The sequence below is a fragment of the Terribacillus saccharophilus genome, from assembly GCF_000725365.1.
GTDB lineage: Bacteria > Bacillota > Bacilli > Bacillales > Amphibacillaceae > Terribacillus > Terribacillus saccharophilus.
In genome coordinates, this window is sequence record NZ_CP008876.1 from 1,119,456 (window position 1) to 1,144,472 (window position 25,017).

29 protein-coding genes and 1 riboswitch are annotated in these 25,017 nt (G+C 41.8%); of the genes, 20 read left to right on the top strand and 9 right to left on the bottom strand.

What is annotated here, in order from left to right:
• The first annotated feature begins 108 nt into the window (after positions 1-108).
• The 5 genes from GZ22_RS05710 to GZ22_RS19095 all read left to right on the top strand — a co-directional run bounded on the left by GZ22_RS05710 (position 109) and on the right by GZ22_RS19095 (position 3,412).
• The gene (locus GZ22_RS05710; protein ID WP_038559739.1) at positions 109-954 is read left to right on the top strand and encodes an ABC transporter ATP-binding protein; all 846 of its coding nucleotides are present in this window, start codon (positions 109-111) and stop codon (positions 952-954) included.
• A complete protein-coding gene (locus tag GZ22_RS05715; protein WP_038559742.1) occupies positions 951-1,541 on the top strand; it encodes an ABC transporter permease in 591 nt (196 codons plus the stop codon). Before GZ22_RS05710 ends, GZ22_RS05715 begins: the two co-directional genes overlap by 4 nt.
• Before the next feature lie 148 nt (positions 1,542-1,689).
• Complete coding sequence (locus GZ22_RS05720) at positions 1,690-2,835, top strand: sensor histidine kinase (RefSeq protein ID WP_038559745.1); 1,146 nt, start codon at positions 1,690-1,692, stop codon at positions 2,833-2,835.
• Positions 2,810-3,235: a response regulator gene (locus tag GZ22_RS05725; RefSeq protein ID WP_084160662.1), complete on the top strand. Its 426-nt coding sequence runs from the start codon at positions 2,810-2,812 to the stop codon at positions 3,233-3,235. Before GZ22_RS05720 ends, GZ22_RS05725 begins: the two co-directional genes overlap by 26 nt.
• 12 nt (positions 3,236-3,247) lie before the next feature.
• Positions 3,248-3,412 carry a response regulator transcription factor gene (locus GZ22_RS19095; RefSeq protein ID WP_084160809.1) on the top strand — a complete coding sequence of 55 codons (165 nt, stop codon included), beginning with the start codon at positions 3,248-3,250 and terminating at the stop codon, positions 3,410-3,412.
• A gap of 37 nt (positions 3,413-3,449) precedes the next feature.
• On the opposite strand, the gene GZ22_RS05730 is transcribed toward GZ22_RS19095, so the two are convergent.
• Complete coding sequence (locus GZ22_RS05730) at positions 3,450-4,823, bottom strand: peptide MFS transporter (protein ID WP_038559748.1); 1,374 nt, start codon at positions 4,821-4,823, stop codon at positions 3,450-3,452.
• A 212-nt stretch (positions 4,824-5,035) separates the two neighbouring features.
• A riboswitch (TPP riboswitch) is annotated at positions 5,036-5,135 on the top strand.
• An 84-nt stretch (positions 5,136-5,219) separates the two neighbouring features.
• Between GZ22_RS05730 and thiT the strand changes: the two genes are divergently transcribed.
• Positions 5,220-5,786 carry an energy-coupled thiamine transporter ThiT gene (thiT, locus tag GZ22_RS05735; RefSeq protein WP_038559751.1) on the top strand — a complete coding sequence of 189 codons (567 nt, stop codon included), beginning with the start codon at positions 5,220-5,222 and terminating at the stop codon, positions 5,784-5,786.
• A gap of 36 nt (positions 5,787-5,822) precedes the next feature.
• On the opposite strand, the gene GZ22_RS05740 is transcribed toward thiT, so the two are convergent.
• Positions 5,823-6,173, bottom strand: a complete 351-nt coding sequence (locus GZ22_RS05740; protein ID WP_038559755.1) for a YflT domain-containing protein — start codon at positions 6,171-6,173, stop codon at positions 5,823-5,825.
• Positions 6,174-6,366: 193 nt separating this feature from the next.
• On the opposite strand from GZ22_RS05740, the gene GZ22_RS05745 reads away from it, so the two are divergent.
• A complete protein-coding gene (locus tag GZ22_RS05745; protein WP_038559758.1) occupies positions 6,367-6,723 on the top strand; it encodes a hypothetical protein in 357 nt (118 codons plus the stop codon).
• Positions 6,724-6,861: 138 nt separating this feature from the next.
• Positions 6,862-7,353, top strand: a complete 492-nt coding sequence (locus GZ22_RS05750) for a class I SAM-dependent methyltransferase (RefSeq protein ID WP_038559761.1) — start codon at positions 6,862-6,864, stop codon at positions 7,351-7,353.
• Between the two features lie 32 nt (positions 7,354-7,385).
• Here the strand turns inward: GZ22_RS05750 and GZ22_RS05755 are convergent, their stop codons facing one another.
• Positions 7,386-8,735 (bottom strand): dihydrolipoyl dehydrogenase family protein, encoded by a 1,350-nt coding sequence (locus GZ22_RS05755; protein WP_038559764.1) that lies wholly within the window; start codon positions 8,733-8,735, stop codon positions 7,386-7,388.
• A 145-nt stretch (positions 8,736-8,880) separates the two neighbouring features.
• On the opposite strand from GZ22_RS05755, the gene GZ22_RS05760 reads away from it, so the two are divergent.
• A complete protein-coding gene (locus GZ22_RS05760) occupies positions 8,881-9,291 on the top strand; it encodes a YwpF family protein (protein WP_038559767.1) in 411 nt (136 codons plus the stop codon).
• An 83-nt stretch (positions 9,292-9,374) separates the two neighbouring features.
• Positions 9,375-10,739, top strand: a complete 1,365-nt coding sequence (locus GZ22_RS05765; protein WP_038559770.1) for a TrkH family potassium uptake protein — start codon at positions 9,375-9,377, stop codon at positions 10,737-10,739.
• A gap of 41 nt (positions 10,740-10,780) precedes the next feature.
• Here the strand turns inward: GZ22_RS05765 and GZ22_RS18760 are convergent, their stop codons facing one another.
• Positions 10,781-10,939: a YjcZ family sporulation protein gene (locus tag GZ22_RS18760; RefSeq protein ID WP_084160664.1), complete on the bottom strand. Its 159-nt coding sequence runs from the start codon at positions 10,937-10,939 to the stop codon at positions 10,781-10,783.
• Positions 10,940-11,248: 309 nt separating this feature from the next.
• On the opposite strand from GZ22_RS18760, the gene GZ22_RS05770 reads away from it, so the two are divergent.
• Positions 11,249-11,455 carry an aspartyl-phosphate phosphatase Spo0E family protein gene (locus GZ22_RS05770; protein WP_038559774.1) on the top strand — a complete coding sequence of 69 codons (207 nt, stop codon included), beginning with the start codon at positions 11,249-11,251 and terminating at the stop codon, positions 11,453-11,455.
• 32 nt (positions 11,456-11,487) lie between these two features.
• On the opposite strand, the gene GZ22_RS05775 is transcribed toward GZ22_RS05770, so the two are convergent.
• Positions 11,488-12,648: an aminotransferase A gene (locus GZ22_RS05775; protein WP_038559777.1), complete on the bottom strand. Its 1,161-nt coding sequence runs from the start codon at positions 12,646-12,648 to the stop codon at positions 11,488-11,490.
• A 110-nt stretch (positions 12,649-12,758) separates the two neighbouring features.
• Between GZ22_RS05775 and GZ22_RS18190 the strand changes: the two genes are divergently transcribed.
• The gene (locus GZ22_RS18190) at positions 12,759-12,896 is read left to right on the top strand and encodes an FbpB family small basic protein (protein WP_084160665.1); all 138 of its coding nucleotides are present in this window, start codon (positions 12,759-12,761) and stop codon (positions 12,894-12,896) included.
• A 383-nt stretch (positions 12,897-13,279) separates the two neighbouring features.
• Here GZ22_RS18190 and GZ22_RS05785 read toward each other — a convergent pair whose 3' ends face one another.
• The 3 genes from GZ22_RS05785 to trhA form a co-directional block, all read right to left on the bottom strand.
• A complete protein-coding gene (locus GZ22_RS05785; protein WP_038559783.1) occupies positions 13,280-13,753 on the bottom strand; it encodes a YkyB family protein in 474 nt (157 codons plus the stop codon).
• Between the two features lie 83 nt (positions 13,754-13,836).
• Entirely contained in the window at positions 13,837-14,700 is an 864-nt protein-coding gene (locus GZ22_RS05790; RefSeq protein WP_038559786.1) for a metallophosphoesterase, read from the bottom strand.
• Positions 14,701-14,776: 76 nt separating this feature from the next.
• Positions 14,777-15,409: a PAQR family membrane homeostasis protein TrhA gene (trhA, locus tag GZ22_RS05795; RefSeq protein WP_038559789.1), complete on the bottom strand. Its 633-nt coding sequence runs from the start codon at positions 15,407-15,409 to the stop codon at positions 14,777-14,779.
• Between the two features lie 211 nt (positions 15,410-15,620).
• Between trhA and cbpB the strand changes: the two genes are divergently transcribed.
• The 3 genes from cbpB to GZ22_RS05810 all read left to right on the top strand — a co-directional run bounded on the left by cbpB (position 15,621) and on the right by GZ22_RS05810 (position 18,083).
• On the top strand, positions 15,621-16,094 hold the full coding sequence (gene cbpB / locus GZ22_RS05800) for a cyclic-di-AMP-binding protein CbpB (RefSeq protein WP_051748077.1): 474 nt from the start codon (positions 15,621-15,623) through the stop codon (positions 16,092-16,094).
• Positions 16,095-16,197: 103 nt separating this feature from the next.
• Positions 16,198-16,911 (top strand): 2,3,4,5-tetrahydropyridine-2,6-dicarboxylate N-acetyltransferase, encoded by a 714-nt coding sequence (gene dapD, locus GZ22_RS05805; RefSeq protein ID WP_174416610.1) that lies wholly within the window; start codon positions 16,198-16,200, stop codon positions 16,909-16,911.
• Between the two features lie 59 nt (positions 16,912-16,970).
• Complete coding sequence (locus tag GZ22_RS05810) at positions 16,971-18,083, top strand: N-acetyldiaminopimelate deacetylase (RefSeq protein ID WP_038559792.1); 1,113 nt, start codon at positions 16,971-16,973, stop codon at positions 18,081-18,083.
• Positions 18,084-18,097: 14 nt separating this feature from the next.
• Here the strand turns inward: GZ22_RS05810 and GZ22_RS05815 are convergent, their stop codons facing one another.
• The gene (locus GZ22_RS05815; protein ID WP_038559795.1) at positions 18,098-18,952 is read right to left on the bottom strand and encodes a mechanosensitive ion channel family protein; all 855 of its coding nucleotides are present in this window, start codon (positions 18,950-18,952) and stop codon (positions 18,098-18,100) included.
• Positions 18,953-19,079: 127 nt separating this feature from the next.
• On the opposite strand from GZ22_RS05815, the gene GZ22_RS05820 reads away from it, so the two are divergent.
• The 5 genes from GZ22_RS05820 (at position 19,080) to GZ22_RS05840 (ending at position 25,006) form a co-directional block, all read left to right on the top strand.
• A complete protein-coding gene (locus tag GZ22_RS05820) occupies positions 19,080-19,631 on the top strand; it encodes a peroxiredoxin (RefSeq protein WP_038559798.1) in 552 nt (183 codons plus the stop codon).
• Positions 19,628-20,059 (top strand): TlpA family protein disulfide reductase, encoded by a 432-nt coding sequence (locus GZ22_RS05825; protein ID WP_051748079.1) that lies wholly within the window; start codon positions 19,628-19,630, stop codon positions 20,057-20,059. The genes GZ22_RS05820 and GZ22_RS05825 overlap by 4 nt, the downstream gene beginning before the upstream one ends.
• Before the next feature lie 66 nt (positions 20,060-20,125).
• Positions 20,126-21,295: an alanyl-tRNA editing protein gene (locus tag GZ22_RS05830; protein ID WP_038559801.1), complete on the top strand. Its 1,170-nt coding sequence runs from the start codon at positions 20,126-20,128 to the stop codon at positions 21,293-21,295.
• A gap of 123 nt (positions 21,296-21,418) precedes the next feature.
• On the top strand, positions 21,419-23,173 hold the full coding sequence (locus GZ22_RS05835) for an ABC transporter ATP-binding protein (RefSeq protein ID WP_038559804.1): 1,755 nt from the start codon (positions 21,419-21,421) through the stop codon (positions 23,171-23,173).
• A gap of 12 nt (positions 23,174-23,185) precedes the next feature.
• Entirely contained in the window at positions 23,186-25,006 is a 1,821-nt protein-coding gene (locus GZ22_RS05840; RefSeq protein WP_038559807.1) for an ABC transporter ATP-binding protein, read from the top strand.
• Positions 25,007-25,017 lie beyond the last annotated feature (11 nt).

Here is a 25,017-nt window from a genome sequence, read left to right on the forward strand (position 1 = left end):
CACTCACTTGAGTGGTCTTTTTTTATGACAATTGTCATCTTTTTTCATGACATTACTTTCTTACTCCTTACAATCTGTCAAGTTATTCTGATAGCAGGAGGTGGGGTTATGCTAAGGATAAATCATATTAATAAATCATTTAAAGGGCAGCCGGTACTAAGAGATATTACATTCCACATGGCAGAGGGTGAGAGTATTCTTTTGTTAGGAGCGAATGGAGCTGGCAAGTCTACTTTGCTGAAAATTGTTTTACAAATGCTAAAACAGGATCGAGGAAGTATGACATGGAAAGGTATTAGGCCTCATATTGGGTATGTACCACAAGCACCTTCCATGATTGGGAATTTAACGGTCTTACAATTCGCTTCGTATGTGCTCTCTTTGCATGGCAGAAAAAAACAGGTCCAGACAGTATTACAGGATGCAGGGCTGGAATCAAAAAGAAAGGTGCTGGCAGAAAAATTAAGTACTGGACAAATGAAGCGTCTATTATTCCAACTTGCTGTTGCGGTAAAACCAAAGCTGTTAATCATGGATGAACCGACAGCAGGTATGGATCTGGAAGCTAAACGGAAATTTCGCAAGCAATTGTCTGCAGTGCGTTCGGATGGAGTAAGTGTGTTATTGACGACTCATATTCTATCAGAGGCAGGAGAGCTTGCGGAACGATTGTTATATCTTGAGGACGGGGTTATAAAAATAGATCGTCCTATTGAGGAAATAAAGATGGACAAAAAGTCAATAAGCTTTCGAACTGATCCCAAGAATAAGAGTTTGTTGCTCTCTGTGGGATATATACAGCAGGAAGGCTTATATCGAAAGCTAACGGAAGATGCGGATTTTGAACTGAAGTTGCTGATTCAGAACAATATCAGATTTTCGCAACTTGAAATAAAGGGTGATACTCTTGAGCAGTATGTTGAGGGACTGGAAGGAGAGGAAGCTGGTATATGAAATCTATTATCGTAACAGTTGTGATGGAACTCCAAAGAATGATAAAAGATAGATACTTTTTATGTTTCTCTTTACTTATGCCTTTCGTGTTTTATACCTTGTTCACTTATATTAATAGAGGTTCAGCTGTCGACGGAATTGACTTTGATTATTATTTTCTCATCTCCATGACTTGCTATAGTTTGGTAGTGACCTCTGTACAAACATTTGGCATTCAAATTATGTATGACCGCAGACAGTCTTGGATGAACTATTTGTTTACCCATCCTCTTTCGCCACCACAGTATTTTATTTCTCGAATTATCACGCAGCTATTGCTGAACACACTCATTGTTTCTTTGTTTTTCCTTGTTGTTAATGCATGGAAAGGATTCAATCGAACTTTAGAAGAATGGGTAATGACTAGCATATGGCTGCTTGCAGGGTCGATTCTATTTCTAACAATAGGAATTTTAATTGCTCAGTCTAGAAAGGTTGAGACCGCATCTGTAACCGCCAATATAGTAGTGTTAGGACTAGCTATTTTAGGAGGTCTCTGGATGCCGCTGCAAACATTTCCTAACTGGGTGCAAATGATTGGTGAATAGCTTCCATCATACTTGTTTGCATGGGGTGCATGGAATATAGCATCAGGAGAGGGTATTGAAATTTCTAATATTATAATTCTTGTCTGTTATTTTTTGGTATTCTTTATAGGTGCAATGGTTTTGCAGTATAGGCAAAGGAGCTGACTATGTGAAGAAATTCCGCCTGTTTCCGGAAGAGGATGGCTATATACCACATTTATGGTTGGCCTATTATTATTTCACTTTACTGTATTTGATTGGAGAGCAAGGTTTTCGCTTCTGGTTTCCTCTCTTAATAATGATTATCATCTTTTTTTGTTACAGGGAAATCTATTGGCGGCCGGAACGGACTTTTTCTTCCGCAATCACCTTAATCATACTAGTTGCTTATTTAATTTTTTTTATCGAACAGTCTTTTTTCTATTTGCTATTATATGCGATTAATATGCTTTATGTAGTGAAAAGTCCAGCGAAATTCTGGATTGGATATTTAACAGTTAATACTGTTACAGGCTTCATGATTCTCACGGATATATATGGGATTCATGAATGGGAATGGGGATTTATTTCTCCTGGTATCTTGATCAGCATTATTACACCAGCAGTATGGAAAGTACAAGAAAAGTGGTACCGCAAATGGGAAGCAGTCAATGAGGAGCTTACTGATACAAAAAAGCAAGTAGAAGAATTGATCAAGGAGCGTGAGCGGGATAGGATTGCACGTGACTTGCATGATACGGTAGGACAAACTTTATCGACAATTTCAGTTAAAAGCGACATTTCAAAAAAACTGTTATACCAGTATCCGGAACGAGCAGGGCGGGAATTACATGATATCCAGCAGTTATCACGATCACTGCTTCAAGAAATGCGAGAAATTGTGAGCGATTTGCGCCTTGTTTCTTTGCAGGAGGAGTACGAAGCAGTGAAGCTTAGATTGAAAGAAGCTGGTATTGCTTCTGAATTGGAGCAGCATATATCTTCATTAAAGGACAGTTCAAAGGAAACAATGCTTGCCTATATACTCAAAGAAGCTGTCACAAATGTAATCCGTCATAGTAACGCCACCGTTTGTAAAATTCGGGTTACACAATCCAATAACCATCTGCATTTACACGTGGAAGATAATGGTGGCTATGATGATATGCTGTTACAAGAAGGAAACGGATTGGACGGAATTAGAAAGAGAGTCAGTCTAATGAAGGGGGAAGCCCATTTCCGTAAGCGGCAAAATGGCGGCTTACACCTGATAGTAATAGTTCCTATACAAACTAAAGGAGGGAATAGTAATGATTCGTATGCTGTTGGCGGATGACCAGAATATGCTTCGAGTTGCAATGGCGATGATGCTCGATTTAGAGGAAGATTTCGTTGTCACCAATCAAGCTGCCAATGGTGAGGAAGTCTTGCAAGCACTTGAAACACAAATTTTTGATTTATTAATTCTTGATATTGAAATGCCCAAATATGATGGCTTGGAAGTGGTCAAACTAATGCGGCAAAACAGCCGTGAAGAAAAGGTGCTGACTACCTTTTCTACGGCTGCTTATGTGAAAGAAGCCATGAAGATGAAGGTTGAGGGTTATTTGCTGAAGGATACACCAAGTGAGCAGTTGGCGCATGCTGTGAGGGATATTGTATACCATGGTCGCACGGTAATCAGCCCAGAAATTACTTATCAATTTGTGCAGGGAGATGACAATCCGTTGACATAACGAGAAAAGGAGATACTTCATCTCGCTGAAAGAGGATTCTCTACAAAGCAAATAGCTGCAGAACTATTCTTATCGTCAGGTACAATCCGAAACTACTTCACTGAACTTTTGGATAAATTAGGAGCCCAGAACCGCTCACAAGCAGTCTACATAGCGAAAGAAAAGGAATACATATAAAAAACACAGCTCCAAAAGGGAACTGTGTTTCTATGTGTTAGTCTCGTGCATCCAGCATGGATTGCAGTTTCTTGGAAACAGCTAACAATATGATACCTACTACGATAGCCACTGCACCGATGATGCTGAAAATTTCAACATAACCAAGTGATTCTGTTAATGCAGCTAGCTTTCCAGCGATTAGACTAGCGATACCCGTTGCAGCCATCCAGACACCCATCAATAGAGAAGCGATCTTGACTGGCGCCACTCGGCTTACCATCGATAGACCGACAGGTGACAGACATAGCTCACCTAATGTATGGAACAGATAAGTGAATACGATGAATAGAATATTTGCTTTGTGTACAATATCTCCTTCATCACTTCCTGTATAGAGCACTGCAGGAACTAAAATCATGAATCCTAATCCTAATAGAATCATACCCATAGACATTTTCGTCGTCGTACGGAAATCGCCGCGTTTGGATTTACTTAATTTCAACCAAACAGCAGAAACGATTGGCGCAAGGATGACGATGAACAGCGGGTTCACAGATTGGAACCATGAAACAGGAATTGTGTAACCACCGATACTTCTATCAATGAAGTCCCTTGTATATAGGGTGAGTGAAGTACCTGCTTGTTCGAAACCAGCCCAGAAGAAGATGATGAATACAGCTAGAATCAAGACTGCACCTGTACGCTTCTTGTCAGCAGATGTCATTTTAGCAGGTACACCCTCTGTAGCTATACTAGATCGTGCAGGTTTAGTACCAATATCACCTAGATATTTTTTACCCAAAGTACTGAAGATCAATTGCCCAATAACCATACCAATGGAAGATGCCAAGAAGGCCCATTTGAATCCAAAGTGCTCGATACCGGCAGCATCAGTTGTATGGAACAAATCCTCAGCAAGGAATCCGGCAACTAGAGGAGAGAAGAATGCACCGATGTTGATACCCATATAAAAGATGGTGAATGCAGCATCTTTACGTTTATCCATCGGGTGGTACAACTCACCAACATGTGTTGAGATATTCGGTTTGAAAAATCCGTTACCAAGTATTAGGAACAACATACCAATGTATAATCCCCACTGATTGTTGAATAGGAATATTGTGAAATCTCCGATCGCCATTGTTACGCCACCAATAGTGATAGCAGTACGCAGGCCGATATACTTGTCTGTCAAGTAACCGCCAATAATTGGCGTGAAGTAAATAATTCCTGTATACAAACCATAAATCATTGCGGCTTTTTGTGTATCCATGCCTAGCCCGCCACTTATTGCTGCAGCAGTTAAGTAGAGCATTAGAACAGCGCGCATACCATAATAGCTATATCTTTCCCACATTTCCGTGAAGAAGAGAAGATACAATCCCTTTGGATGCTTTTTCCCTTGTGGGATTGTAGCTGGTGTATCCATAATAAAAAATCCTCCCTTTTTAAAGAACAGTGTCCATTATACGTCATAGTTTTTCTCGAATTCAAATAATTTCGTTAGATGAAGTAAAAGTAATAAAATTGCTAAAATTAGCACTTGGGTAAAATTTCATCTATAGGAAATAATAATAATTCTTGCTAGCGCTATCATTTTTCTATATAATGGATAGACAACAGAAAACAAAACGGTACAAAAAAGCCTGCAGGGGGAGCCATTTTGGCTGAGATGGACGTATGTCCAGACCCTTTGAACCTGTGAGTTAGCACTCGCGTAGGGATGTAGCTTCTTTGATGGGGAAACAATGCACACTGGGCCATCGGAAGGGATCCCTCTGCAGCATTGTTTTTTTGTTGCATTCTTTATTAGGGGAGAAAATATATGCAATCAAGAAGCAGGGTTTTATTTTTAGTTGAGGTGGCAATATTCGCCGCACTCGCATTTGTACTGGACTTATTTTCATTTAAAGCGTGGGCGCAGGGGGGCAGTATCTCCTTGCAAATGGTTCCAATATTCTTAATGGCATTTCGCTGGGGATGGAAAGGTGGACTAACAACAGGATTTGTTGTAGCATTGCTTCAATTAGTCACTAACCCTTATATAATACATGTTGTCCAAGGTTTCTTAGATTATCCTCTGGCCTTCACTTTAGTTGGACTGGCAGCTGTAACAGCTGGTTCAGCTCGTAAAGCGGCAAAAGAGAATAACCGGACTAGGCTTATTGGTTTCTTGATCATCGGAACATTGATTGGCAGTATCGGAAGGTTCGCTGCGCATTTTGTAGGCGGAATGGTCTTCTTCGGATCTGCAGCTGCTCCAGGACAAACGGTATGGGCATACTCGCTTATATACAATGGTTCCTATTTGCTGCCAAGCTTTATAGCCAGCATCATCGTTATTCTCATTCTGGTTTTGGCTCAGCCGAAACTCATCTTACCAAAGAAATGAAAAAAGGCACTGTCTCAGTGGACAGTGCCTTTTCATTTAGATTAGCAAGCCTTCAACGTTGTCTGTTTCTGTTACAATTAAGAAGATTTTCCCTTCATCGAGATCTTCTTCGAAATCCTCGGCTTCTTCCTGAGAAAAACCGATTTCCTTCAATTTAGCACGTAGTTCATCACCTTGTTTACTGAACATGGTGCCAACAGCACTTTTAGCTCCCATCTCAGATAACCCGATTGTATTGGCATCTACTTTACTGGATACTCTTTTTGTTCTGTCATCATCATGTGATAATACGTAGATGTTATCTTTGTTTACGCCTTTTGTGCTTAAAAGTTGAATGTCTTCTTGTAGTTTTTCATCGTTTGTGTACTCTCTTAAATATGGTTTCATGTTGTATTCTCCTTTTTAGCTGAATTTGATGTACTACATGTGTACCCGCTGACTAAAAAATAAAACCAACAATAATAATTACAAAAATTCAATATAGTATGTCTATTTCTTTGAAAATCGACATACAGATGCTGTGTGTTGTGATAAACTGAATATAAATCGAGGTTTCCAGTCCGAGCGAGGAGGAAACAATATGGCAGATATTATTGATATGGATCAAGTTAAAACTAAGAAATGTTTATGTCAGGTCGCCAAAATGAAAGGGATCGAATACGAAATATATTTGACTGTGGTTAAATATGTAGATAAACATACGAAGAATGTACTTCCTGAATATGCTTTTAAAACGACAGCTTCAAATATGTCTGAAATTTATAATGGTGATCGAGAGCTATTTTTGAGAAGTTATTATGAATTACTGCGTTATTGGGATATCACACTAATCGATGCAGAGAACCCTGCTAATATGGAATTCGAACGCTTTCCGAAAATAGGAGACCTATGTTACTTTATTGACCGCAAAATTCAAACTGACAAATATACGAGTTGAAAGGGCAGCTGGATGTACCAGCTGTCCTTTTTGATTGAAGGATAGAAAATGTTAATGCGTGAGAGCATAGGGAAGAGACGTTTAGCAACGCATAGTAAGGGCAATACAGAACTAATTGATTTAAAAGGAGAGAGTCGTATGGCGAATAAGACAACAGAAGTTTCCACAGCAGAAGTGCTGGAGCTATTGGAAATAGAAGGCGGAGAAAAAGTAATAGTCTTTGGTGCTGGAAACGGGGATCTGGTTATTCCTATCGCACATAAAACAAAAGATCGCGTCACAGCACTGGAAAAAGATGAAGCCTTATTAGAAGAATTAGCTCTTCGTGCAGAGGAGGAAACACTGACTAATATCGACCGGATGCCTAGCGGATTAGGTAGGTTGAATTTCCCCGACGCATCCTTCCAACGAGGTCTAGCAGCATTTGTGCTGGATAACACGGATGACCCTGATCTTGCAGCGCAGGAAATGTACAGAGTTACTATTGAAAAGGGTATTATGGTAGCGCTCGGCTACAGCAGAGATCACAGCGCGGACCTCCTTGCAGATAAATTGACTAAGGCTGGATTTGAAGTGACGCAAGGAGACTTTAATGAAGAAGTATATTATGTAAAGGCATATAAAGCATAAGAAAACCGCCAGATATGGCGGTTTTTTCTTATTCACTGAAGCATACTTGATATGTCGCTCTCCGCTGTCGGATATGCCCAAAGCAAAGACTGCAGCATTTTAACTGGTGCTTCCATTTCAATTGCCAATGTGAAGACATTAATTAAATGTTCAGCATGAGCTGCATACAAATGCGCGCCAACAATTATTTGCTTTTCTTTATCTAAAATAATTTTGCTGTACCCTTCTTCCAGTCTGGTCGTTTTATTTGTGAAGAAGGAGCTCAAATCTTGTTTGATGACAGTATACTTGTCCTGTGATTTTGCAGCATCGTCTGCTGATACACCAACCGAAGCAATTCCTGGGATCGTATAAACAACGGAAGGCTGAACATGATTGAAATCATCCTGTTGCTTTTCTTCCAACATGTGTTGTATAACGCGGCTTCCAGCTTCTGTAGCCAGAGGTGTAAGGGGCAGCTTGCCGTCATCAGCACAATCACCTGCAGCGTAAATATGCGGTGCTGATATACTTTGCTGATTTTTATCTACCTTAATGCCCTTCTTGCTATAAGAAATGGATGTCCGATCCAGTCCCATGTTATGAACATTCGGTGCTCTGCCTGCGCCGTGAATGACGATGTCAGCAGATAGCTGTTCTGTGTTGTTTTCAGAACGGATAGAAACAGTGAATGCATTCCCTTGCTTTTCTACAGCTTCCAGCTCCGTTTTCGTTCTAATATCAATACCAAGTTTTTTGCTGTAATCAACCAAATGATTGACGACGTCTTCATCAAAGCCTTCCAAAGGACGTTCTCCACGATGAATAATGGTTACTTTTCTGTTAAGACGAGCAGCAATATGTGCGAATTCAAAACTAATATATCCTCCGCCGATCAGTACCATTTCCTGAGGTAGCTCATCGAGTTCAAAAAATGCATCGCTTGAAACGAGATTTTCGAATCCATCTACCGGCAGTTTAGTTGGGGAAGCTCCTGAAGCGATTAGAAAATAGGAGGCTTGAAGCTTTTCTCCGTTTACCTCTATTGTATGGTCATCAATAAATTGGGCGTGCCCTTGGTGCACCTCAATGCCGTCATTTTTAAACTCTTCAACTGTCGATTCGGGAATTGGTTTCGTGAACGTCTCCTTATGTTCGCGCAGCTTGCTCCAATCCAGCTGTGCATCTCCAGTTAATCCATAACCCTTCATTCTGTCAAAAGCATCCTGAATCTTGACTGTTTCAATTAGTACTTTCTTTGGGTCGCATCCCCATTGAGGGCATGTACCTCCAAATGGTTTCTCATCAATAACGGCCACAGTCCAACCCTTATTTCTAGCTGCTGAAGCAGTGCTGTGGCCACTTACGCCAGAGCCTATTACGATCAAATCCAGTTTATGCATAGTATCATCCTTCCTGGCTATATCCTAACTCTGTACCCTGGCACTATGTACAGAAAACATCAGATATACTATACATACGGATTGGAAAAGTTCTGATAAGATAGAGAAAAAGACATAATTGGACATGTTAAAAGGAGAGGTACCTTTGAAAACATTCAAACTTGTAGAACTGACTTTATATCCGACAGACCAAGACTTCTTAAACGAAGAAGAAATGAAACTGTCGGAGGGATTGATCATCAATAAGGAAGAGGATAATGAATGGGTGCTGGAAGCGGTCTTAGGTAAAACGGATTTGGAGAGCGTACAAGCATTATCCGAAAGCCGAAAAGTGCTTCTTGCACAAGTGCGAATCACAAAACCAGAAAACCGCCCAGCAATGTTCCTTGTTCATGTACAGGAAGTGAATGATTTAGGTGAAGAAGGAAATGTAATTATGAAAGGTACGCTTGCAAGGGAAGAAAAAATGGAACTATTCGCTTCAATAAAAAGGATGCGTCAAGAAGGAATGGAAGAGGAAGAGATATTGACCAGCGGAGCTGGAACCACGGAGTAAGTACGCTTGAAAAAGCGAGCTATTCTCCAATATGCCTGCTATAATAGACTACATTTGAAACGTGCAATTAAAGGAGCTCTTGTATGCGTACCTATGACCCGCGTTGGCGATGGCTGAATAACATTTCGCCAACCAGATTGATCATCTTGTTTTATTTAGCAGCTGTAGTTATTTCTACGTGCTTATTGGCATTGCCAGTGGCTCATAAAGAAGGCACTGATTTATCTTTTGTTGATGTAGTATTTACGGCTGTAAGCTCTATAAGTGTTACAGGACTTGCTTCTGTCCCGATTCATGAATATTTCAACACAACTGGTATCATTTTCATAGCTTTCACGATGCAGTTGGGCGGGATTGGCGTCATGACACTAGGGACGTTTGTATGGCTGCTGTTCGGTAAGAAAATCGGTTTCAAGGAACGGAGACTGATCATGGTTGATCAGAATCAAGTATCGTTTCGCGGAGCAGTTAATCTTATGCGACAGATTCTGATTGTTGTCTTATCGATAGAACTGATTGGATTCCTTGTCCTTGGTACTTATTATCTGCAATATTTCCCTACAGCGGGTGAGGCTTATTTTCAAGGTTTATTTGCCGCGATTAGCGCGACGACCAACGGGGGCTTTGATATAACCGGACAGTCACTTATTCCTTTTCGACATGATTATTTTGTGCAATTCGTACATATGCTGCTCATAGTTCTGGGAGCAATCGGTTTCCCGGTTCTGATTGAGGTGAAGCAGTATATCTTTGCTTCTAAGGATGAGCGCACTTTTATTCGATTTTCTTTATTCGCAAAGCTAACTTCAATTACTTTTATGGTACTTATTTTTGTGGGTGCAATCATAATTGCTTTACTTGATTCACGGAATTTCTTTGTGGGGAAATCCTGGCACGAGGTACTGTTTTACTCCCTATTTCAATCTGTAACCACTCGAAGTGGGGGACTTGCAACGATGGATATTGCGCAGCTAACAGAACAAAATCAGCTGTTCATGTCTGCGCTGATGTTTGTCGGGGCTTCTCCTAGTAGTGCCGGAGGAGGTATCCGAACTACCACTTTGGCATTGGTTGTCATTGCGCTATACCATTTTGCCAGAGGGAACAAGCAAATTACTGTCCTTCGGCGGGAAATTCATCCGGAAGATCTTTTCAAGGCCATTAATGTGACGATCTTCGGTATGATTTTAGTATTCACCTCAGCTGTGATTCTTGTCTCTATTGAGCCTTTTTCGCTAACTGAAGTGATTTTTGAAGTATGTAGCGCGTTCGGTACGGTTGGTTTGAGTCTCGGTATTACACCAGAACTGAGTGATGCAAGTAAAATTGTATTAATGCTGCTAATGTTTCTAGGGCGTGTCGGTATCCTGACGTTCTTGTATTCCTTGCAACGAAATTCGCAGACAGCTAACTTCCACTATCCTAAAGAGCGAATCATTATCGGTTAATGAAAAAGACGGCATCAAGGATGCCGTCTTTTTTGTGGTTATTAGCAGTAAAACGCTGCACCAACAATAATCAACAAGATGAAAAGTACTACGATCAAAGCAAAGCCGTTGCCTTTGTTGTTGCAACCGCAATCATAACCTCCGCCGTAGTTGTCACCACCGTAACTGCCTCCGCCGAAACCGCCGAATCCGTAACCCATTCTGTTTCACCTCCTAAAGCTTACACCTTACTATATGGCGCAGAGCGTAAAGAGGTATAGACGTTAGCCCATTTTCAAATACTAATTCCTTCGCGTGTTATTTAGCGCAGCGAGGACAACACACACTTATGGATAGTGTTCTAATTTGGTTCCATCAGCTTTTAGCGAATGATAGGAAGAAAGGACGAAGCTTGTCATTACTTATGTAAAAAGTGTGAAAAGTGCTTGTTAAACTTTACTTTCATTCGATCTTTTGGCATGATAAGTAATGGAAAAGATTTGTAACTAATGAGGGATAATGGTGATTAAATGATATTGCCTGAACACGCCAGATATTGTCTGCAGCACTCCAACAAACTAATCAATCTTAACAGGCTGACGCAGCAGATTGAGGTACTGCGTGAGCAAATGGCAGAAGTAGCATTTGAAAAAGGATTTACAAGCAGTGAATCGATTGCGAAAAGTCAGGAATTGGACAAGCTGCTGAATTTATATGAAGCTAAAAGAAAGATATAAAAAAGGACAGGTACATCGACCTGTCCTTTTTCTTATGCCAATGTATTAGAAGATAGGAAACGTTCCAGTCGGTCCATACCTTCTTGGAGCATCTCCATGCTGTACGCATAGGAAATCCGCATATATCCTTCACCAAGATGAGAAAATGCATCTCCTGGTACGATAGCAAGACCTACTTTATCCACTAATGCCAAACCAAGTTCCAATGAAGTCATTTCTTTGATCGAGAATTTTGGGAAAATGTAAAATGCCCCATTTGGCTTCTCGACAGTCAATCCCATGTTTTCTAAGCGCTCCAAGCAGTAGTCCCTGCGTGCACGATATGCTTCACGCATGTCAACTGGATCTTCCAGTCCATTCGTCAACGCTTCAATTGCAGCGTACTGACTGACAGAAGTAGCGCAAGTAGCGTTGTATTGATGGACTTTGAGCATATGCGTACTCAGCCATGCGGGTGCCAAAGTAAATCCGATTCGCCAGCCGGTCATGGAATGGGATTTACTCAAGCCGTTAATAATGATCGTTTTATCCCTAACCTGCGGGAAACTGGCAATCGATACATGAGCATCATCGTACGTCAACTCACTGTAGATCTCGTCTGATAATATGAATATTTCCTTGTCAGCTAAAAAGTCCGCAATCTCTTCCAATTCATCATATGTAAGTGTTACTCCAGTTGGGTTGGATGGATACGGCAGAATCACGCATTTCGTCTTCGGTGTAATGTATTGTTTTAATATGGATACCGTCAATTTAAAGCCATTTTCGGTTGTATCCGCCAAAACTGGTTTTCCACCTGCCAGCGAGATAAGCGGTTCATAACCAGGATAAACTGGACCTGGTAAAATCACTTCATCTTCTGGCTGCAGGATAGTCCGCAGTGTAATATCAATAGCTTGTGATGCCCCAACAGTTACGATGATTTCTTCGGACGGGCGGTAGACGGGAGCATATTTTGTGTAAAAATCACTGATTGCCTGACGTAAAGGCATTAGACCAGCATTTGGTGTATACGTCGTCTTGTCAGAACGTATGGCCTCGATTCCTGCTTCCTTAACATGAAGCGGGGTAGTGAAGTCAGGTTGACCAATCGTCAGACTAATCATATCCTCTTTATCTGCAACAAGATTGTAAAAGCGGCGAATGCCGGAGATTTGTATGTTTGTAACGCGCGGATTGATAAGATGTTCCATCTGAGATCCTCCATTGTCATACTTTCTTAACGTAATGTTCAAACAATTTTGATTATAACGTGATAGTATTGGGAATAGCTAAAGGAAAATATATAGGGAGGCTAATATTAATGAGACCCCGCAAGCTTTCTTTAGAAGAATTGATCACGCAAAACAAAAATGAGTTATTACAAGATGATCAGGCAATGCTTAAAATTGAAGAGTCGCTCGATGATAGATATGGCATTCCGGCTGATCAAATGGAATAACGATTGATACATTATAACATAGTGTAAGAAGACAAAGGAATCCCGACTCTAGCGGGATTTTTTTGTCTAGGTAGGTTATTTTTAGTCGAAACTATGGAAAGGAGGTATGCGTTGATGATTTTACCTATAATGAGTCTATTAGGCATTCTGTCTGTTTTTGCAGTTATATTCTTCAGTGTCAGGTGGCTCGTAAAAAAGCAGTGGTACTATATTTTATCTGTATTATGTGCGCATGCGGCTTTAGTTTATTTACACCGATCTGGTTGGCTGCAGTGGGAATCTTTAGAAGGAAATCTTCTTCTGGTAATGACCTTAATTTGCAGCGTGCTTATCATATTTAGGTTATTTACTATTTTAAGTGATAAAAAGAAAAAGCGTACAGCTTAGCTGCGATGCTTTTTCTTGTCTGGCCAGGTGAACTGACCAAGTGAGGAAGGCGTATAATATGCCGATCTGCTCACAGGTGTCTGCTGTTTAGGTTTGGTATCCTGCTGAGGTATATCCAAATAGCTGGAAAGAATCCTTTTTGCTTGAGAAAGGGAGAGGTTTGGCCTTGGGTTCCGAAAAGTCTTGTCCAATTCTCCAAGATGCGGCAGTGATTTGAAATCTTCCTTTGCAGCTGGGATATGAAAGTAATAGTCTGCTATTTGTACCAGCATAGTGGAGTGCTGTCTGCTGAGCTTCGGGTGTTCAGAGAAATGCAGTCCGATTTTCTTTGCTTTGTTCTGTTCCAGCAGTTTTGCTACTGTTTGTTTCTTTAATTGATATAAGTGGCTTGGATCAGAAGCTGTTTTTGCGTGTCGATTGACGACGAACAACGCTTTTGCTATATCCTCTAATGTCCAGTTCACTTTCATGCGAGTAAACCTCCTAGTGTAGGAATTGACCCTATCGGAGAATGGTACTATAGTACAGAAAAGCTGTACGATTGGCAAGCTCTTTATTTTTTAAGCTCGACTTGCTTTGGTCCATGCTGCAGGGTAAGTATTGATATTTCTGGCGGACATGCAAAACGAATTGGCATCCTAGTCGTGCCAATACCTCTGGAGACGAAAATATGCAATGGCCGTGAGCCGATTTCATAATGACTGTCCACATATCGTCTGCCATATGGAGGTACAATCACTTCGCCATAAAAAGGAATTCGCACCTGGCCGCCGTGCGAATGGCCGGATAATTGAACGTCTACAGGCAAATGTCTTACATTTTCAGCTAAATCCGGTTCGTGTGCCAATAGGATAGTAAAGGAATCCTCATCGCTATGGCGAGTGGCTGCATGCAGGTTCGGTGTGCTTCGGATAACATCATCGATGCCAGCAAGAACGATATGCTCCTGTCCGCGTTTTAGGAATGTAGCTGTATTATGCAGTGCAGTGAATCCTCCAGCTTCCATATACTTCGCAACAATTGCTTCGCTTTCGTCACGATAATCATGGTTGCCATAAATCCAGTACTTTCCGAATGGAGCCTGAAGTGTCGTTAAGCAATCGACAATCTCCTGCTTCCATTTCAGACGGATCGGACGATCGGCAAAGTCGCCAGTAAATACAATAACATCGGCTTTCTGTTCTTGTATATGACGAACTAAACGTCTCAGCTTCCTAATGGAATAATGATAGCCTAAATGCAAATCACTGAATTGAACGATTTTCAGTCCGTGAAAAGATTTCGGAAGTCTTTCACTTGTCAGTGTATATGACTTAGTCACCAGCTTTGCTGGTTCTATATGTCGTGCATACATATATCCAAAGCCAGCTCCGGTTATAATTGTTCCCACAGCAGCTGAGATCCAATTCTTATTCATAACAAACATGCACCTTCTTTTATCCGTAATAAAGGCACTCTTCCCCTTTTCAATGGAGAGAATGCCTTTTTTGTAATTAGATGATGAACAGGATGGCGAAGAAATGGAACGCCGAGCCCGCCAGCACGAACAAATGCCATACAGCGTGATGGTAGGGAATCTTTCGCCAAACGTAGAACACAGCACCGATTGTATAGAAAAGGCCCCCAATGACCAAATAAAGAATCGTCAGTTGCGGCAGCGCTGCCAGCATTGGTTCCCAAACTAGGACAATCATCCAGCCCATCAAGAGATAGAAAACAGTAGACATGATCAAGAATTTCTTAACGAAGAAAATCTTGAAGATGATTCCTCCTAGTGCTATGCCCCAAACGATACCGAAAATGGTCCAACCGAGTGAGCTTCTGAGGCCGATCAACAGTAAGGGTGTATAAGTACCAGCGATGAAAAGATAGATCGCTGCGTGATCGATAATCTGGAATATATCCTTCACTTTTCCCTCGGGCAAGGCGTGGACGATTGTCGAAGAGAGATACATGAGCAGCATCGTCGTACCATAGATAGTAACAGAGACGATGATCCATGGATCCTTAGTAAAGCTGGCCAGGACCACCGCAACCACAAGAGCTGCGATACTCAGTAAAGCGCCGAACCCATGCGTGATCGAGTGGGCAGCTTCCTCTTTTTTCGTGAAAATATAAGTTTCCAATTATTTACCTCATTTCTGCTTTGTTTCAGTATAATGCTTTTTCTAGCTTTTCACCATAAAAACAGAGTCAATCCTGGAAATATTTTATGGTGCAGGCGCCTAAATGTGACACTTTGCGTACGTTGTCGAAATTGGTAGCCTGCAGTGGGTTGTGGTAAACTGGTATAGGTGATTGACCTCCTTCTATTGCCGCTGAAAAAGGAGAGATCGAATGGCAAAATTAGAGTTGCAGGAACTCACTGGAATAACGGTAGAGGACTTGATGATCGAGTCTGAAAAAGTTGCTCACGTTCAATTGAATAACCCGTTAGAGCACGCTTTGCTCGTGCTTGTTAAATCAGGTTATTCGGTCATTCCCGTACTTGATCATACGTATAGACTGCAGGGTATGATATCGAAGACAGCAATCTTGAATGAAGTGCTCGGTATGGAGAGATTCGAGATGGAGAAGCTTTCCGAAATTAAAGTGTCGGAGACGATGCTGCCAGATGTACCTGTATTGAAGAAGTCGGATTCGTTTCTAACAGCATTGAAGGCTGTGGTGAACCACGCATTTCTTTGTGTGCTTGATGAGGAAGGATATTTCGAGGGAATTCTGACTCGAAGGGCGATTCTCAAAAAAATGAACAGGTATTTGCACGAACAAGTGCACTACCATCCAACTGTCGATAAGACCAATGTCTGAAGATGTTTTTTTGGCGAAAAGCCAGGCATGTTGAAAAAGCTTGTTGATTAGTAAAAGTTTTGATAAAGTAATTCCATACGTAGTTACATAGGAGGCAAAAACCGTGAAAATGATGGACGCAAATGAAATCATCTCTTTCATTTCGAATAGTAAAAAATCTACACCAGTTAAAGTATATGTAAAAGGAAAAGGCCTGGACACGCTAGCTTACCCAGAAAACGTAAAAGCTTTCCCTGAAGCGAACACAGCAGTTCTATTCGGTGAATGGAGCGAGTTGGAAGGCTTTTTGAAAGATACAGAAACAATTGAGGATTATGTCATCGAGAATGACCGCCGCAACTCTGCGATTCCTCTATTGGACTTGAAAGGAATCAATGCCCGCATCGAGCCAGGTGTTGTTATCCGTGACCAAGTGGAAATCGGTGATGGAGCTGTTATCATGATGGGTGCTTCTATCAATATCGGTTCTGTTATTGGTGAAGGTACAATGATCGATATGAACGTCGTTATGGGCGGACGAGCAACTGTTGGTAAGAACTGCCACATCGGAGCTGGTACTGTCTTGGCAGGTGTTATCGAACCACCATCTGCGAAACCAGTTGTAATCGAAGATGATGTTGTCATCGGTGCTAACGTTGTTGTATTAGAAGGTGTTACAGTAGGTAAAGGAGCGATTGTTGCTGCTGGCGCAATCGTTACGGAAGATGTAGCTCCAAATACACTTGTTGGCGGAACACCGGCACGCGTATTGAAAGAAATCGATGACCAGACGAAATCAAAAACAGAGATTCGTCAGGAACTTCGTAAATTGAACTAAAAAGGAAAAAGGAGCAGCTGCTGCTCCTTTTTTTATTATCATGTAAAGCAGGTGATAGCATGGAATATACATTGATACAGATTAGACGGGATTTGCATCGTATACCTGAACTTGGATTCCAGGAAGTAAAAACACAGGCATATCTGCTGGATTATATTCACAAACTTTCCCAGGAATATTTAGAAATAAAAACTTGGCGGACTGGTATTATCGTAAGAGTGACCGGGTCTGTCGGGTCAAAAACAATTGCTTATCGTACTGATATCGATGGATTACCGATTACGGAAGCCACCGGGCTGCCATATCAATCTGAGCATGAAGGACGTATGCATGCCTGCGGGCACGATCTGCATATGACAATTGCTTTAGGCGCATTGACCGCTTGTGCTGAAAATCAGCCTGCACAAAACGTCGTATTCATTTTTCAGCCTGCAGAGGAAGGGCCGGGAGGAGCTCTGCCGCTTATGCAAAGCGGTATTTTGAAAGAGTGGTGGCCGGATGAAATATTCGCTCTTCATATCGCTCCAGAACTGCCATTAGGTACTGTTTCTTCCAGACCGGGATTATTATTCGCTAATACAAGCGAGCTTTTCCTTGATTTCAAAGGGAAAGGCGGACATGCTGCGTATCCGCATTTGACAAAGGATATGGTTGTAGCGGCTAGTACCTTTGTGACGTATATGCAGGGGATAGTAGCGCGTAATTTGGATCCGTTGCAAAGTGCGGTTATAACGATCGGGAAGATGGAAAGCGGATTTGTGCAAAATACAATCGCGGAGACTGCTCGTTTGGAAGGAACAATCAGAACGATGGACCCAGAAGCTATTGCTTTAGTGAAGCAGCATATCGAGCAGCAGGCAAAAGGACTGGAAATCAGCCACAACTGTCAGATTGAGATTGATTATGGTTCGAATTATTACCAGGTGTACAATGATAGAACCAAGGTGGAATCATTCCAAGAAGCTATAGCAAAAACGTCCTTGACGTATAAGGAAGCTCCGCCAGCAATGACTGGGGAGGATTTTGGCTATATGTTGAAGGAGATTCCCGGCTTTATGTTTTGGTTAGGTGTCAATTCGACTTACGGATTGCATCATAGTAAGCTGCAGCCAGATGAACAGGCATTGGAATATGGTGTCGAAGCCGTTTTAGCTTACCTAAATCACGCATAAGAAAAGCGCAAAGCTTATTGCTTTGCGCTTTCTTCTTTTCGCTGCAGAAATACTTGATGCGGATAAGGGATTTCAATGCCTTCTCTGTCGAAGGCTTCCTTGATTGCCTTTTTCATATCGCGTTCTGCACCGTATTGTTCCATATTGGCTGTATGACCGATGATACGCAAGGTGATTTCAGAGGCTCCGAGTTCTTCTACACCAATGACATCTGGACCTTCGCGGAAACGTTCGTCTTGCTGGAACGTCTCGCATATTTCATGCAGAACCCTGAGGGCATGATCAATATCATCCTCATAGCTGATGCCGATATCAACCATAGCACGCATATTACCGCGAGAGTGGTTGCTGATGCCGTTGATATTACGATTCGGGATGAAATTCAACGTGCCATCGAAGCTTCTCACTTGTGTCGTCCGTAATCCTACTTCCTCTACAACACCATTATAGCCAGATGTGGTAACAACATCTCCAACTTCTATTTGACGCTCCAAAAGGATGAAGAATCCAGTCACAATATCACTCACCAGGCCTTGGGCACCGAAACCAATAGCAAGTCCGATAATCCCAGCTCCTGCAATCAAAGGGCCGATTTGAATGTCAAACACTCCAAATACCATGACTATTAGGAGGAAAATCAAGGTATACCCATATGTATTGATAAGCAGTTTTTCCAATGTCATCATCCTGCTTGTTGAAATACGCTGTTTAGAACTTGCTTTACTCAAGCTCGTGCTGATAAGTTTCTTTCCGACAGCTCGCAAAACGAAATAACCGATTATGATTAGCAGCAGCTGCAATCCGATTGACACGGATTTTTCGATTAAGCCATCGTAGTTGAACTGTAGTCCGTCTGTTAGAAAGTTCATACCATGTCTCCTTTTACAATTTTCTGCTCCTAGGAGAGTACCCGGAATAGCTAAAAATGAAACGCTCCGTAACACATGGAGCTCCTATGCATATAGTGACACAGGTATAGATGAAGGGGGAGAGCCCATGATCGGAAGTGTTGCACCTCAGTTCGAGCTGCCAGTTGTCATGCCTGATGGTAAGACGGCAAACATCAGCTTAAAACAGAAGATTGATACGAAGAAATGGCTGGTGCTCTTTTTTTATCCTCGTGATTTCAGTACAGTTTGTCCTACTGAATTGAATGATTTAGCAGATCATATTGATACAGTACGTGAATTAAATGCAGATGTAGTCGCAATTTCTACAGATAGTCTCGTGTCCCATGTTGCATGGCAGAAAATACCGCGGGATCAGAATGGCATTCAAAATGTCACCTATCCGCTAGCTTCTGATTTTACTGGTGATGTATCTCAAGCTTACGGTGTGCTAGATGGGAAAAGCTATACATCTGTACGAGCTACAATTATCGTCAATCCAGAAGGTAAGATTTGTTATTATTTAATGCATGCTGATTTGGTAGGGCGAGAGACATCAGAATTGCTGCGTGTATTGGAGGCACTTCAAACAGGTGAGGCATGTGGTGTGAATTGGCAGCCTGGTGATGAAGTGCTTGAGAGGAAGGGTGCTCCATTATGATGCCCCAACTACCAAATGCAATCGACCAGCAGGCATCAAATTGGCTTTATCCACCTCAGCAAACAGTAGGCGGTCGGCCGGTTATCATTTACTTTTGGTCTATTAGCTGTACAATCTGTAAAGAAAGAATGCCTGTTTTTCTAGATTTTGCAAATCATGAAAGGCAGTTTTTTGACATTCTATTAGTTCATGTTCCACGCTCAACATCCGATTTAGATATACAAAAGATACATGACTATGCAGTTAATAAAAATATTGATTTGCCTGTCTATCTCGATCAAAGGCATCAAATGAAGAATACATTCCGAGTACAAAAACTGCCATGCATTGTCTTACTAGACAGAAAGGGAAGGTTGCGACATATGCAGTCTGGCGGTAATTTCACAACAATGTTGATAAATCAACTGGATGCTTTAAGATACAGCTAAGCGGGCTTTCTACTTATTAGTGATTCATGGTAAGCTTGCTCTATCAGAAAATAAAGGATGATCGATATGAGCAAGCTGCTATACAGAGTAGACGCTTTTTGTGAAAAGTGGGAAACAGAAGTTGACGATACATATGAAAAAGATGGACTTTATTATGTGTCACTGAAAGAAACAGCATTTTACCCTGGTGGAGGTGGGCAGCCTGCAGACCGAGGTACAATAGCCGAATTGGAAGTCAAAGCTGTTGAGAGCAAGGATGCTGTGCCGTATTACGGTTTGGAGTCTAATGTCAAAGGAAGAGTCGAATGCCGGATAGATTGGGAATATCGTTTTGATTTGATGCAGCAGCATACTGGACAGCATCTACTATCCGCTGCTTTTCGTCTCGTTTTAGATCGCCCAACTATTGGATTTCATTTAGGGCAGGAAGCTGTGACAATTGATTTGTCTGGTAATAAACTGACAGAAGCTGAACTGCAATTGACAGAACAAAAGGTGAATGAATTAATCTATGATAACCGTCTGATTTCGAGCTACTATGTGACAGCAGCACAGCTGGCTGAACTGCCTGTGGTCAAGCAGCCATCTGTAACCGAAGACGTTCGTATTGTTGAAATTGATGGTGTAGAATACAATCCTTGCGGTGGTACACATGTATTATCAACCGGGCAAGTAGGATTGATCAAAATTCTTAAAACAGAAAAACAAAAGCAGGGCCAGCGAATTTATTTCCAATGTGGCAAGCGCGCCTTAGAAACTACTAGAAATATGTTTCGCATTGTGGAAAAAGCTGCAGATCACTTCCAAACAAACAGTCAGGAAGTTCTCGACAGAATTGGGAAACAAGCAGCCGATTTGCAAGCAGCTGTTAAAAGAGCCGAAGAGCTTGAAGTAAGACTTGAAGAATTGGAAGTGGTGGAGCTCATCCAAACAAAAGCTCCTATCGCAGTTCGTTCTTTTGAAGGAAAAAACGTTAAGGCTTTGCAGCGAATGGCAGCCAAGCTGCTTGAAGCGGGCAAGGAGTTTGTCATCTTGTCAGATGCTGCTGAACGGAAGCTTGTATTAACCCACAGATTAGATGAATTTCATAGCGGTAACCTATTCCGTACAACTCTCTCTGATTTTGGTGGTAAGGGTGGCGGAAGTGCTCAGATGGCACAAGCTAGTTTTCAGCAGACAAAGGATTTGGAGCGTTATGTACAATTCCTGCAAGACCATTATCGAAGCATCGTGTAAACGATGCTTTTTTTATTTAACATAAATTCAAACTTTTTTAAATAATCGTTAATTTAAGCTGGTAAATTAGTTCGGAACCCGATATATTAGAACATGCGACTAATCTTGGAGGGGGAGAAGGGTTTGCACATATTCAAGAAATTGAAGGACTTTTATTGGCCATACCGGCGCAACTTCTATTTATCGCTTCTATTCATCGCCATTGTCACGGCCATCACGGTTGTCTATCCAATCATATTGCAAATTACGATTGATGACGTAGTTCTAGGTAATCAGTATAATCTTATTCCGATTATCTCAACTGGATTCGTCATATTAATGATCATTAAGGGGATTGCCAATTTCCTGCAGCAGTATTTAGGGGATTTATTCGGAGTTAAAACTGTTTTCCGGATGCGGAACAGTCTTTACCAGAAGCTGCAAAGACTGAGCTTTACGTATTATGATAATGCCCGCACGGGAGATTTAATGTCCAGGCTGACCGCGGATGTAGAGGGTATCCGTTTTTTCTTGTCGGCAGGAGTAGGGCAATTCCTGCGCGTTGTCTTGCTGATCGTAATTAGCCTTGCTGTTATGTTCGCCTATTCCATTCCGCTTGCGCTTGTTACGATGGTTTCCATGCCGTTTTTAGCGGTGGTTGTCTATCGTTTCGACCGGCGTGTGCATCCTGCTTTCCGTAATATCAGAACATCATTAGGTGTGCTAAATACTCGGGTGCAAGAAAATATTAGCGGAATGAATACAGTTAAATCTTTATCGCGTGAGGATTTTGAGATTGATCGATTCACAGATAATAATTCCACATATCGTGATAACTATATTTTCACATCCAAGGTGTGGGCAAAGTTCTTCCCACTCATGGAATTGATCGGCAATATTTGTATGGTTGTTCTCATCTCTTATGGAGGATATCTGGTGATTTCTGGGCAGCTTGAATTAGGCGCTCTTGTCGCATTCTTCAGTCTTGTCTCCTATATCCTCGGCCCGCTCTCGAATCTTGGCTTCATTATCAATATGTTTTCTCAAGCAAAGGCTTCAGGGGAAAGGCTGCTGGAAGTTCTTGAAGCAAAAGAGGATATTAAACAGCTGGAACAGCCAATCGGTACGAGACAGATAAGTGGGCATGTAACGTTTGATAGGATTTCACTTCAATATGCCAAGGATGACGACATGGCACTGAAGGAAATCAGCTTCGATGCACCACCAGGAAAAATAATAGGTCTCGTGGGCGGAACAGGATCAGGAAAGACGAGTATAACCCAGCTGATGACCCGTTTTTATGAACCTACATCAGGCGATATCTACATAGATGGCAAGCCTGTACAGGATTATGATCTAAGAACGCTTAGACAGCACATCGGCTTCGTCTTACAAGAGGCATTTCTCTTCTCGACGACGATTAAAGAGAATATTGCATACGGAAATCCTGATAATGTCAGCTTCGACCAAATAGTGGATGCAGCCAAACGTGCCCAGGCCCATGACTTTATCATGGAATTGCCGAATCAGTATGACACACTGCTTGGTGAACGGGGAATGGGTCTGTCCGGAGGGCAGAAGCAGCGTATCGCAATCGCACGAGCACTGCTGATCGACCCTAGCATCTTGATTTTGGATGACGCGACGAGTGCAGTTGATATGCAGACAGAAGTTAAAATACAAAAAGCACTGAAGGAAGTAATGAAAAACCGTACAACATTCATTATTGCGCATCGTATATCGTCCGTTAAGCATGCTGATGAAATTCTTGTATTGGATGAAGGAGAGATTGCTGAACGGGGCACACATGATTTCCTGCTGCGAAACGGTGGCTTATACCAGCGTATCTACGATATTCAATATCAAGATCAAAAAGCAATCATGCGCTCAGCGCAGTAAGGAGGCGAGCCTATGGAAAACCTGCAATATAATAAGAAAAAGCATACAAAAAGATTTCATTATTCACAGGATCAGGCGATGGAGAAGCCCTTCGACTGGGCTCAAATAAGGCGACTGCTTGGCTTTATGAAACCATACAGCAAAACACTGCTGCCAGGATCGATTGTTACGATGCTTCTCTCTACAATTATCCGTCTGCTCATTCCGATACTTATCGGTAAAGTGGCGATTGATATGGCAATTTCATCAGGAGACACCCGCTTCCTTATCTATTTGGTAATTGTTATCGGAGTGCTGTATGTGCTCAACTATGTGGCTAATATACTGCGAATCAAATGGGTAAACATCCTCGGACAGCATGTGATTTATGATTTGAGGAAAACATTGTTTAGTCATATTCAGCATCTGTCGCATCGTTTTTTCGATACCCGTTCAGCAGGCTCCATTCTTGTTCGAGTTCTTAATGATATTAACTCCTTACAAGAGCTTTTCACGAATGGAATTATCAATCTGTTAACAGATTCTGTCATGCTCATCGGTATCATAGCCATCTTGTTCTTCCTTAGTCCGAAACTGGCATTAGCAGTCCTAATCATATTGCCGCTTATGTTCTTCATCTCAACAAGGCTTAGGAGAAGCATCAGACGTTCCTGGCAGCAAGTAAGGATGCAAAAATCACGGATGAATTCGCATTTAAATGAAGCGATACAAGGCATTCGTGTGACGCAATCTTATGCTCAGGAGCCGGAAAACACAGATTATTTCGAAGCGCTTAACCGGGATAACTTCGAAAGTGAACGGATTGCTACAAAAAAGAGTGCGTATTTTGGCCCTTTCGTAGAACTAAGTAATGCCGTCGGTACAGTGATTCTGATCGCATATGGTGCTCATTTGATTCTATCGAATCAAATTGAAATTGGAACCTTCGTTACTTTTGCTTTCTTCTTAGGAATGTTTTGGGAGCCAATCTCCCGTTTAGGTCAGATATATAATCAGCTGCTTGTAGCGATGGCATCATCGGAACGAATTTTTGAGTTTCTGGACGAAGAACCGAATGTTGAGAATCGGAAGGATGCAAAACCTTTTCAGAACATAAAAGGAGATATCCGGTTTGAGAAGGTTGTGTTTGCTTACAACTCTGATCGGATTGCACTTCAAGAAATCGATTTGCATATGGAAGCAGGGCAGACGGTTTCACTCGTTGGTCATACTGGTTCAGGAAAATCGACGATTGCTAATTTGATCAGCAGATTTTACGATCCAACTGCTGGGGCTGTGAAAATAGATGGTGAAGATTTACGTGATGTAAGACTTCAGGATGTAAGGCAGCAAATCAGTGTCGTCTTACAAGATACATTCGTCTTTTCAGGTACCATCATGGAAAATATCCGTTTTGGTAATCCGAAAGCAACGGACGAACAAGTAAGGGAAGCTGCACGTATTGTCGGAGCCGATGATTTCATCCAGCGCTTAGCCGATGGTTATGAAACGGAAGTAGAAGAACGAGGCAATATCTTGTCAGCTGGAGAAAGGCAGCTGCTGTCTTTTGCTCGTACTATGCTCGCTGATCCTCGCATCATCATTCTTGATGAAGCAACAGCCAGCATTGATACAGAAACGGAGCTGAAAATTCAGCATGCATTGAAAACCTTGCTGCAAGGTCGTACAGCTATTATGATTGCCCACCGCCTTTCTACAATAAGAGAAGCAGACAATATTATCGTACTGGAACAAGGCCGTATTTTGGAGCAAGGCAACCATATGACGCTGATGGATGTAAGAGGCAAGTATTATGAACTGGTTAAAACCCAATTCCAATCAGACGAAAAATAAGAAAGGGCGTA

Bases quoted from the DNA above. Each gene is read 5' to 3' on its own strand.
- GZ22_RS05725 (WP_084160662.1), top strand. From the start codon at position 2,810: ATGATTCGTATGCTGTTGGCGGATGACCAGAATATGCTTCGAGTTGCA.
- GZ22_RS05745 (WP_038559758.1), top strand. From the start codon at position 6,367: ATGGCAGATATTATTGATATGGATCAAGTTAAAACTAAGAAATGTTTA.
- GZ22_RS05765 (WP_038559770.1), top strand. From the start codon at position 9,375: ATGCGTACCTATGACCCGCGTTGGCGATGGCTGAATAACATTTCGCCA.
- GZ22_RS05785 (WP_038559783.1), bottom strand. From the start codon at position 13,753: ATGAAAGTGAACTGGACATTAGAGGATATAGCAAAAGCGTTGTTCGTC.
- GZ22_RS05810 (WP_038559792.1), top strand. From the start codon at position 16,971: ATGGAATATACATTGATACAGATTAGACGGGATTTGCATCGTATACCT.
- GZ22_RS05740 (WP_038559755.1), bottom strand. From the start codon at position 6,173: ATGAAACCATATTTAAGAGAGTACACAAACGATGAAAAACTACAAGAA.
- GZ22_RS05715 (WP_038559742.1), top strand. From the start codon at position 951: ATGAAATCTATTATCGTAACAGTTGTGATGGAACTCCAAAGAATGATA.
- cbpB (WP_051748077.1), top strand. From the start codon at position 15,621: ATGGCAAAATTAGAGTTGCAGGAACTCACTGGAATAACGGTAGAGGAC.
- GZ22_RS05820 (WP_038559798.1), top strand. From the start codon at position 19,080: ATGATCGGAAGTGTTGCACCTCAGTTCGAGCTGCCAGTTGTCATGCCT.
- thiT (WP_038559751.1), top strand. From the start codon at position 5,220: ATGCAATCAAGAAGCAGGGTTTTATTTTTAGTTGAGGTGGCAATATTC.
- GZ22_RS18760 (WP_084160664.1), bottom strand. From the start codon at position 10,939: ATGGGTTACGGATTCGGCGGTTTCGGCGGAGGCAGTTACGGTGGTGAC.
- GZ22_RS05755 (WP_038559764.1), bottom strand. From the start codon at position 8,735: ATGCATAAACTGGATTTGATCGTAATAGGCTCTGGCGTAAGTGGCCAC.
- GZ22_RS05750 (WP_038559761.1), top strand. From the start codon at position 6,862: ATGGCGAATAAGACAACAGAAGTTTCCACAGCAGAAGTGCTGGAGCTA.
- GZ22_RS05730 (WP_038559748.1), bottom strand. From the start codon at position 4,823: ATGGATACACCAGCTACAATCCCACAAGGGAAAAAGCATCCAAAGGGA.
- GZ22_RS05770 (WP_038559774.1), top strand. From the start codon at position 11,249: ATGATATTGCCTGAACACGCCAGATATTGTCTGCAGCACTCCAACAAA.
- GZ22_RS05815 (WP_038559795.1), bottom strand. From the start codon at position 18,952: ATGAACTTTCTAACAGACGGACTACAGTTCAACTACGATGGCTTAATC.
- GZ22_RS05790 (WP_038559786.1), bottom strand. From the start codon at position 14,700: ATGAATAAGAATTGGATCTCAGCTGCTGTGGGAACAATTATAACCGGA.
- GZ22_RS05710 (WP_038559739.1), top strand. From the start codon at position 109: ATGCTAAGGATAAATCATATTAATAAATCATTTAAAGGGCAGCCGGTA.
- GZ22_RS05840 (WP_038559807.1), top strand. From the start codon at position 23,186: ATGGAAAACCTGCAATATAATAAGAAAAAGCATACAAAAAGATTTCAT.
- GZ22_RS18190 (WP_084160665.1), top strand. From the start codon at position 12,759: ATGAGACCCCGCAAGCTTTCTTTAGAAGAATTGATCACGCAAAACAAA.
- GZ22_RS05830 (WP_038559801.1), top strand. From the start codon at position 20,126: ATGAGCAAGCTGCTATACAGAGTAGACGCTTTTTGTGAAAAGTGGGAA.
- GZ22_RS05825 (WP_051748079.1), top strand. From the start codon at position 19,628: ATGATGCCCCAACTACCAAATGCAATCGACCAGCAGGCATCAAATTGG.
- GZ22_RS05775 (WP_038559777.1), bottom strand. From the start codon at position 12,648: ATGGAACATCTTATCAATCCGCGCGTTACAAACATACAAATCTCCGGC.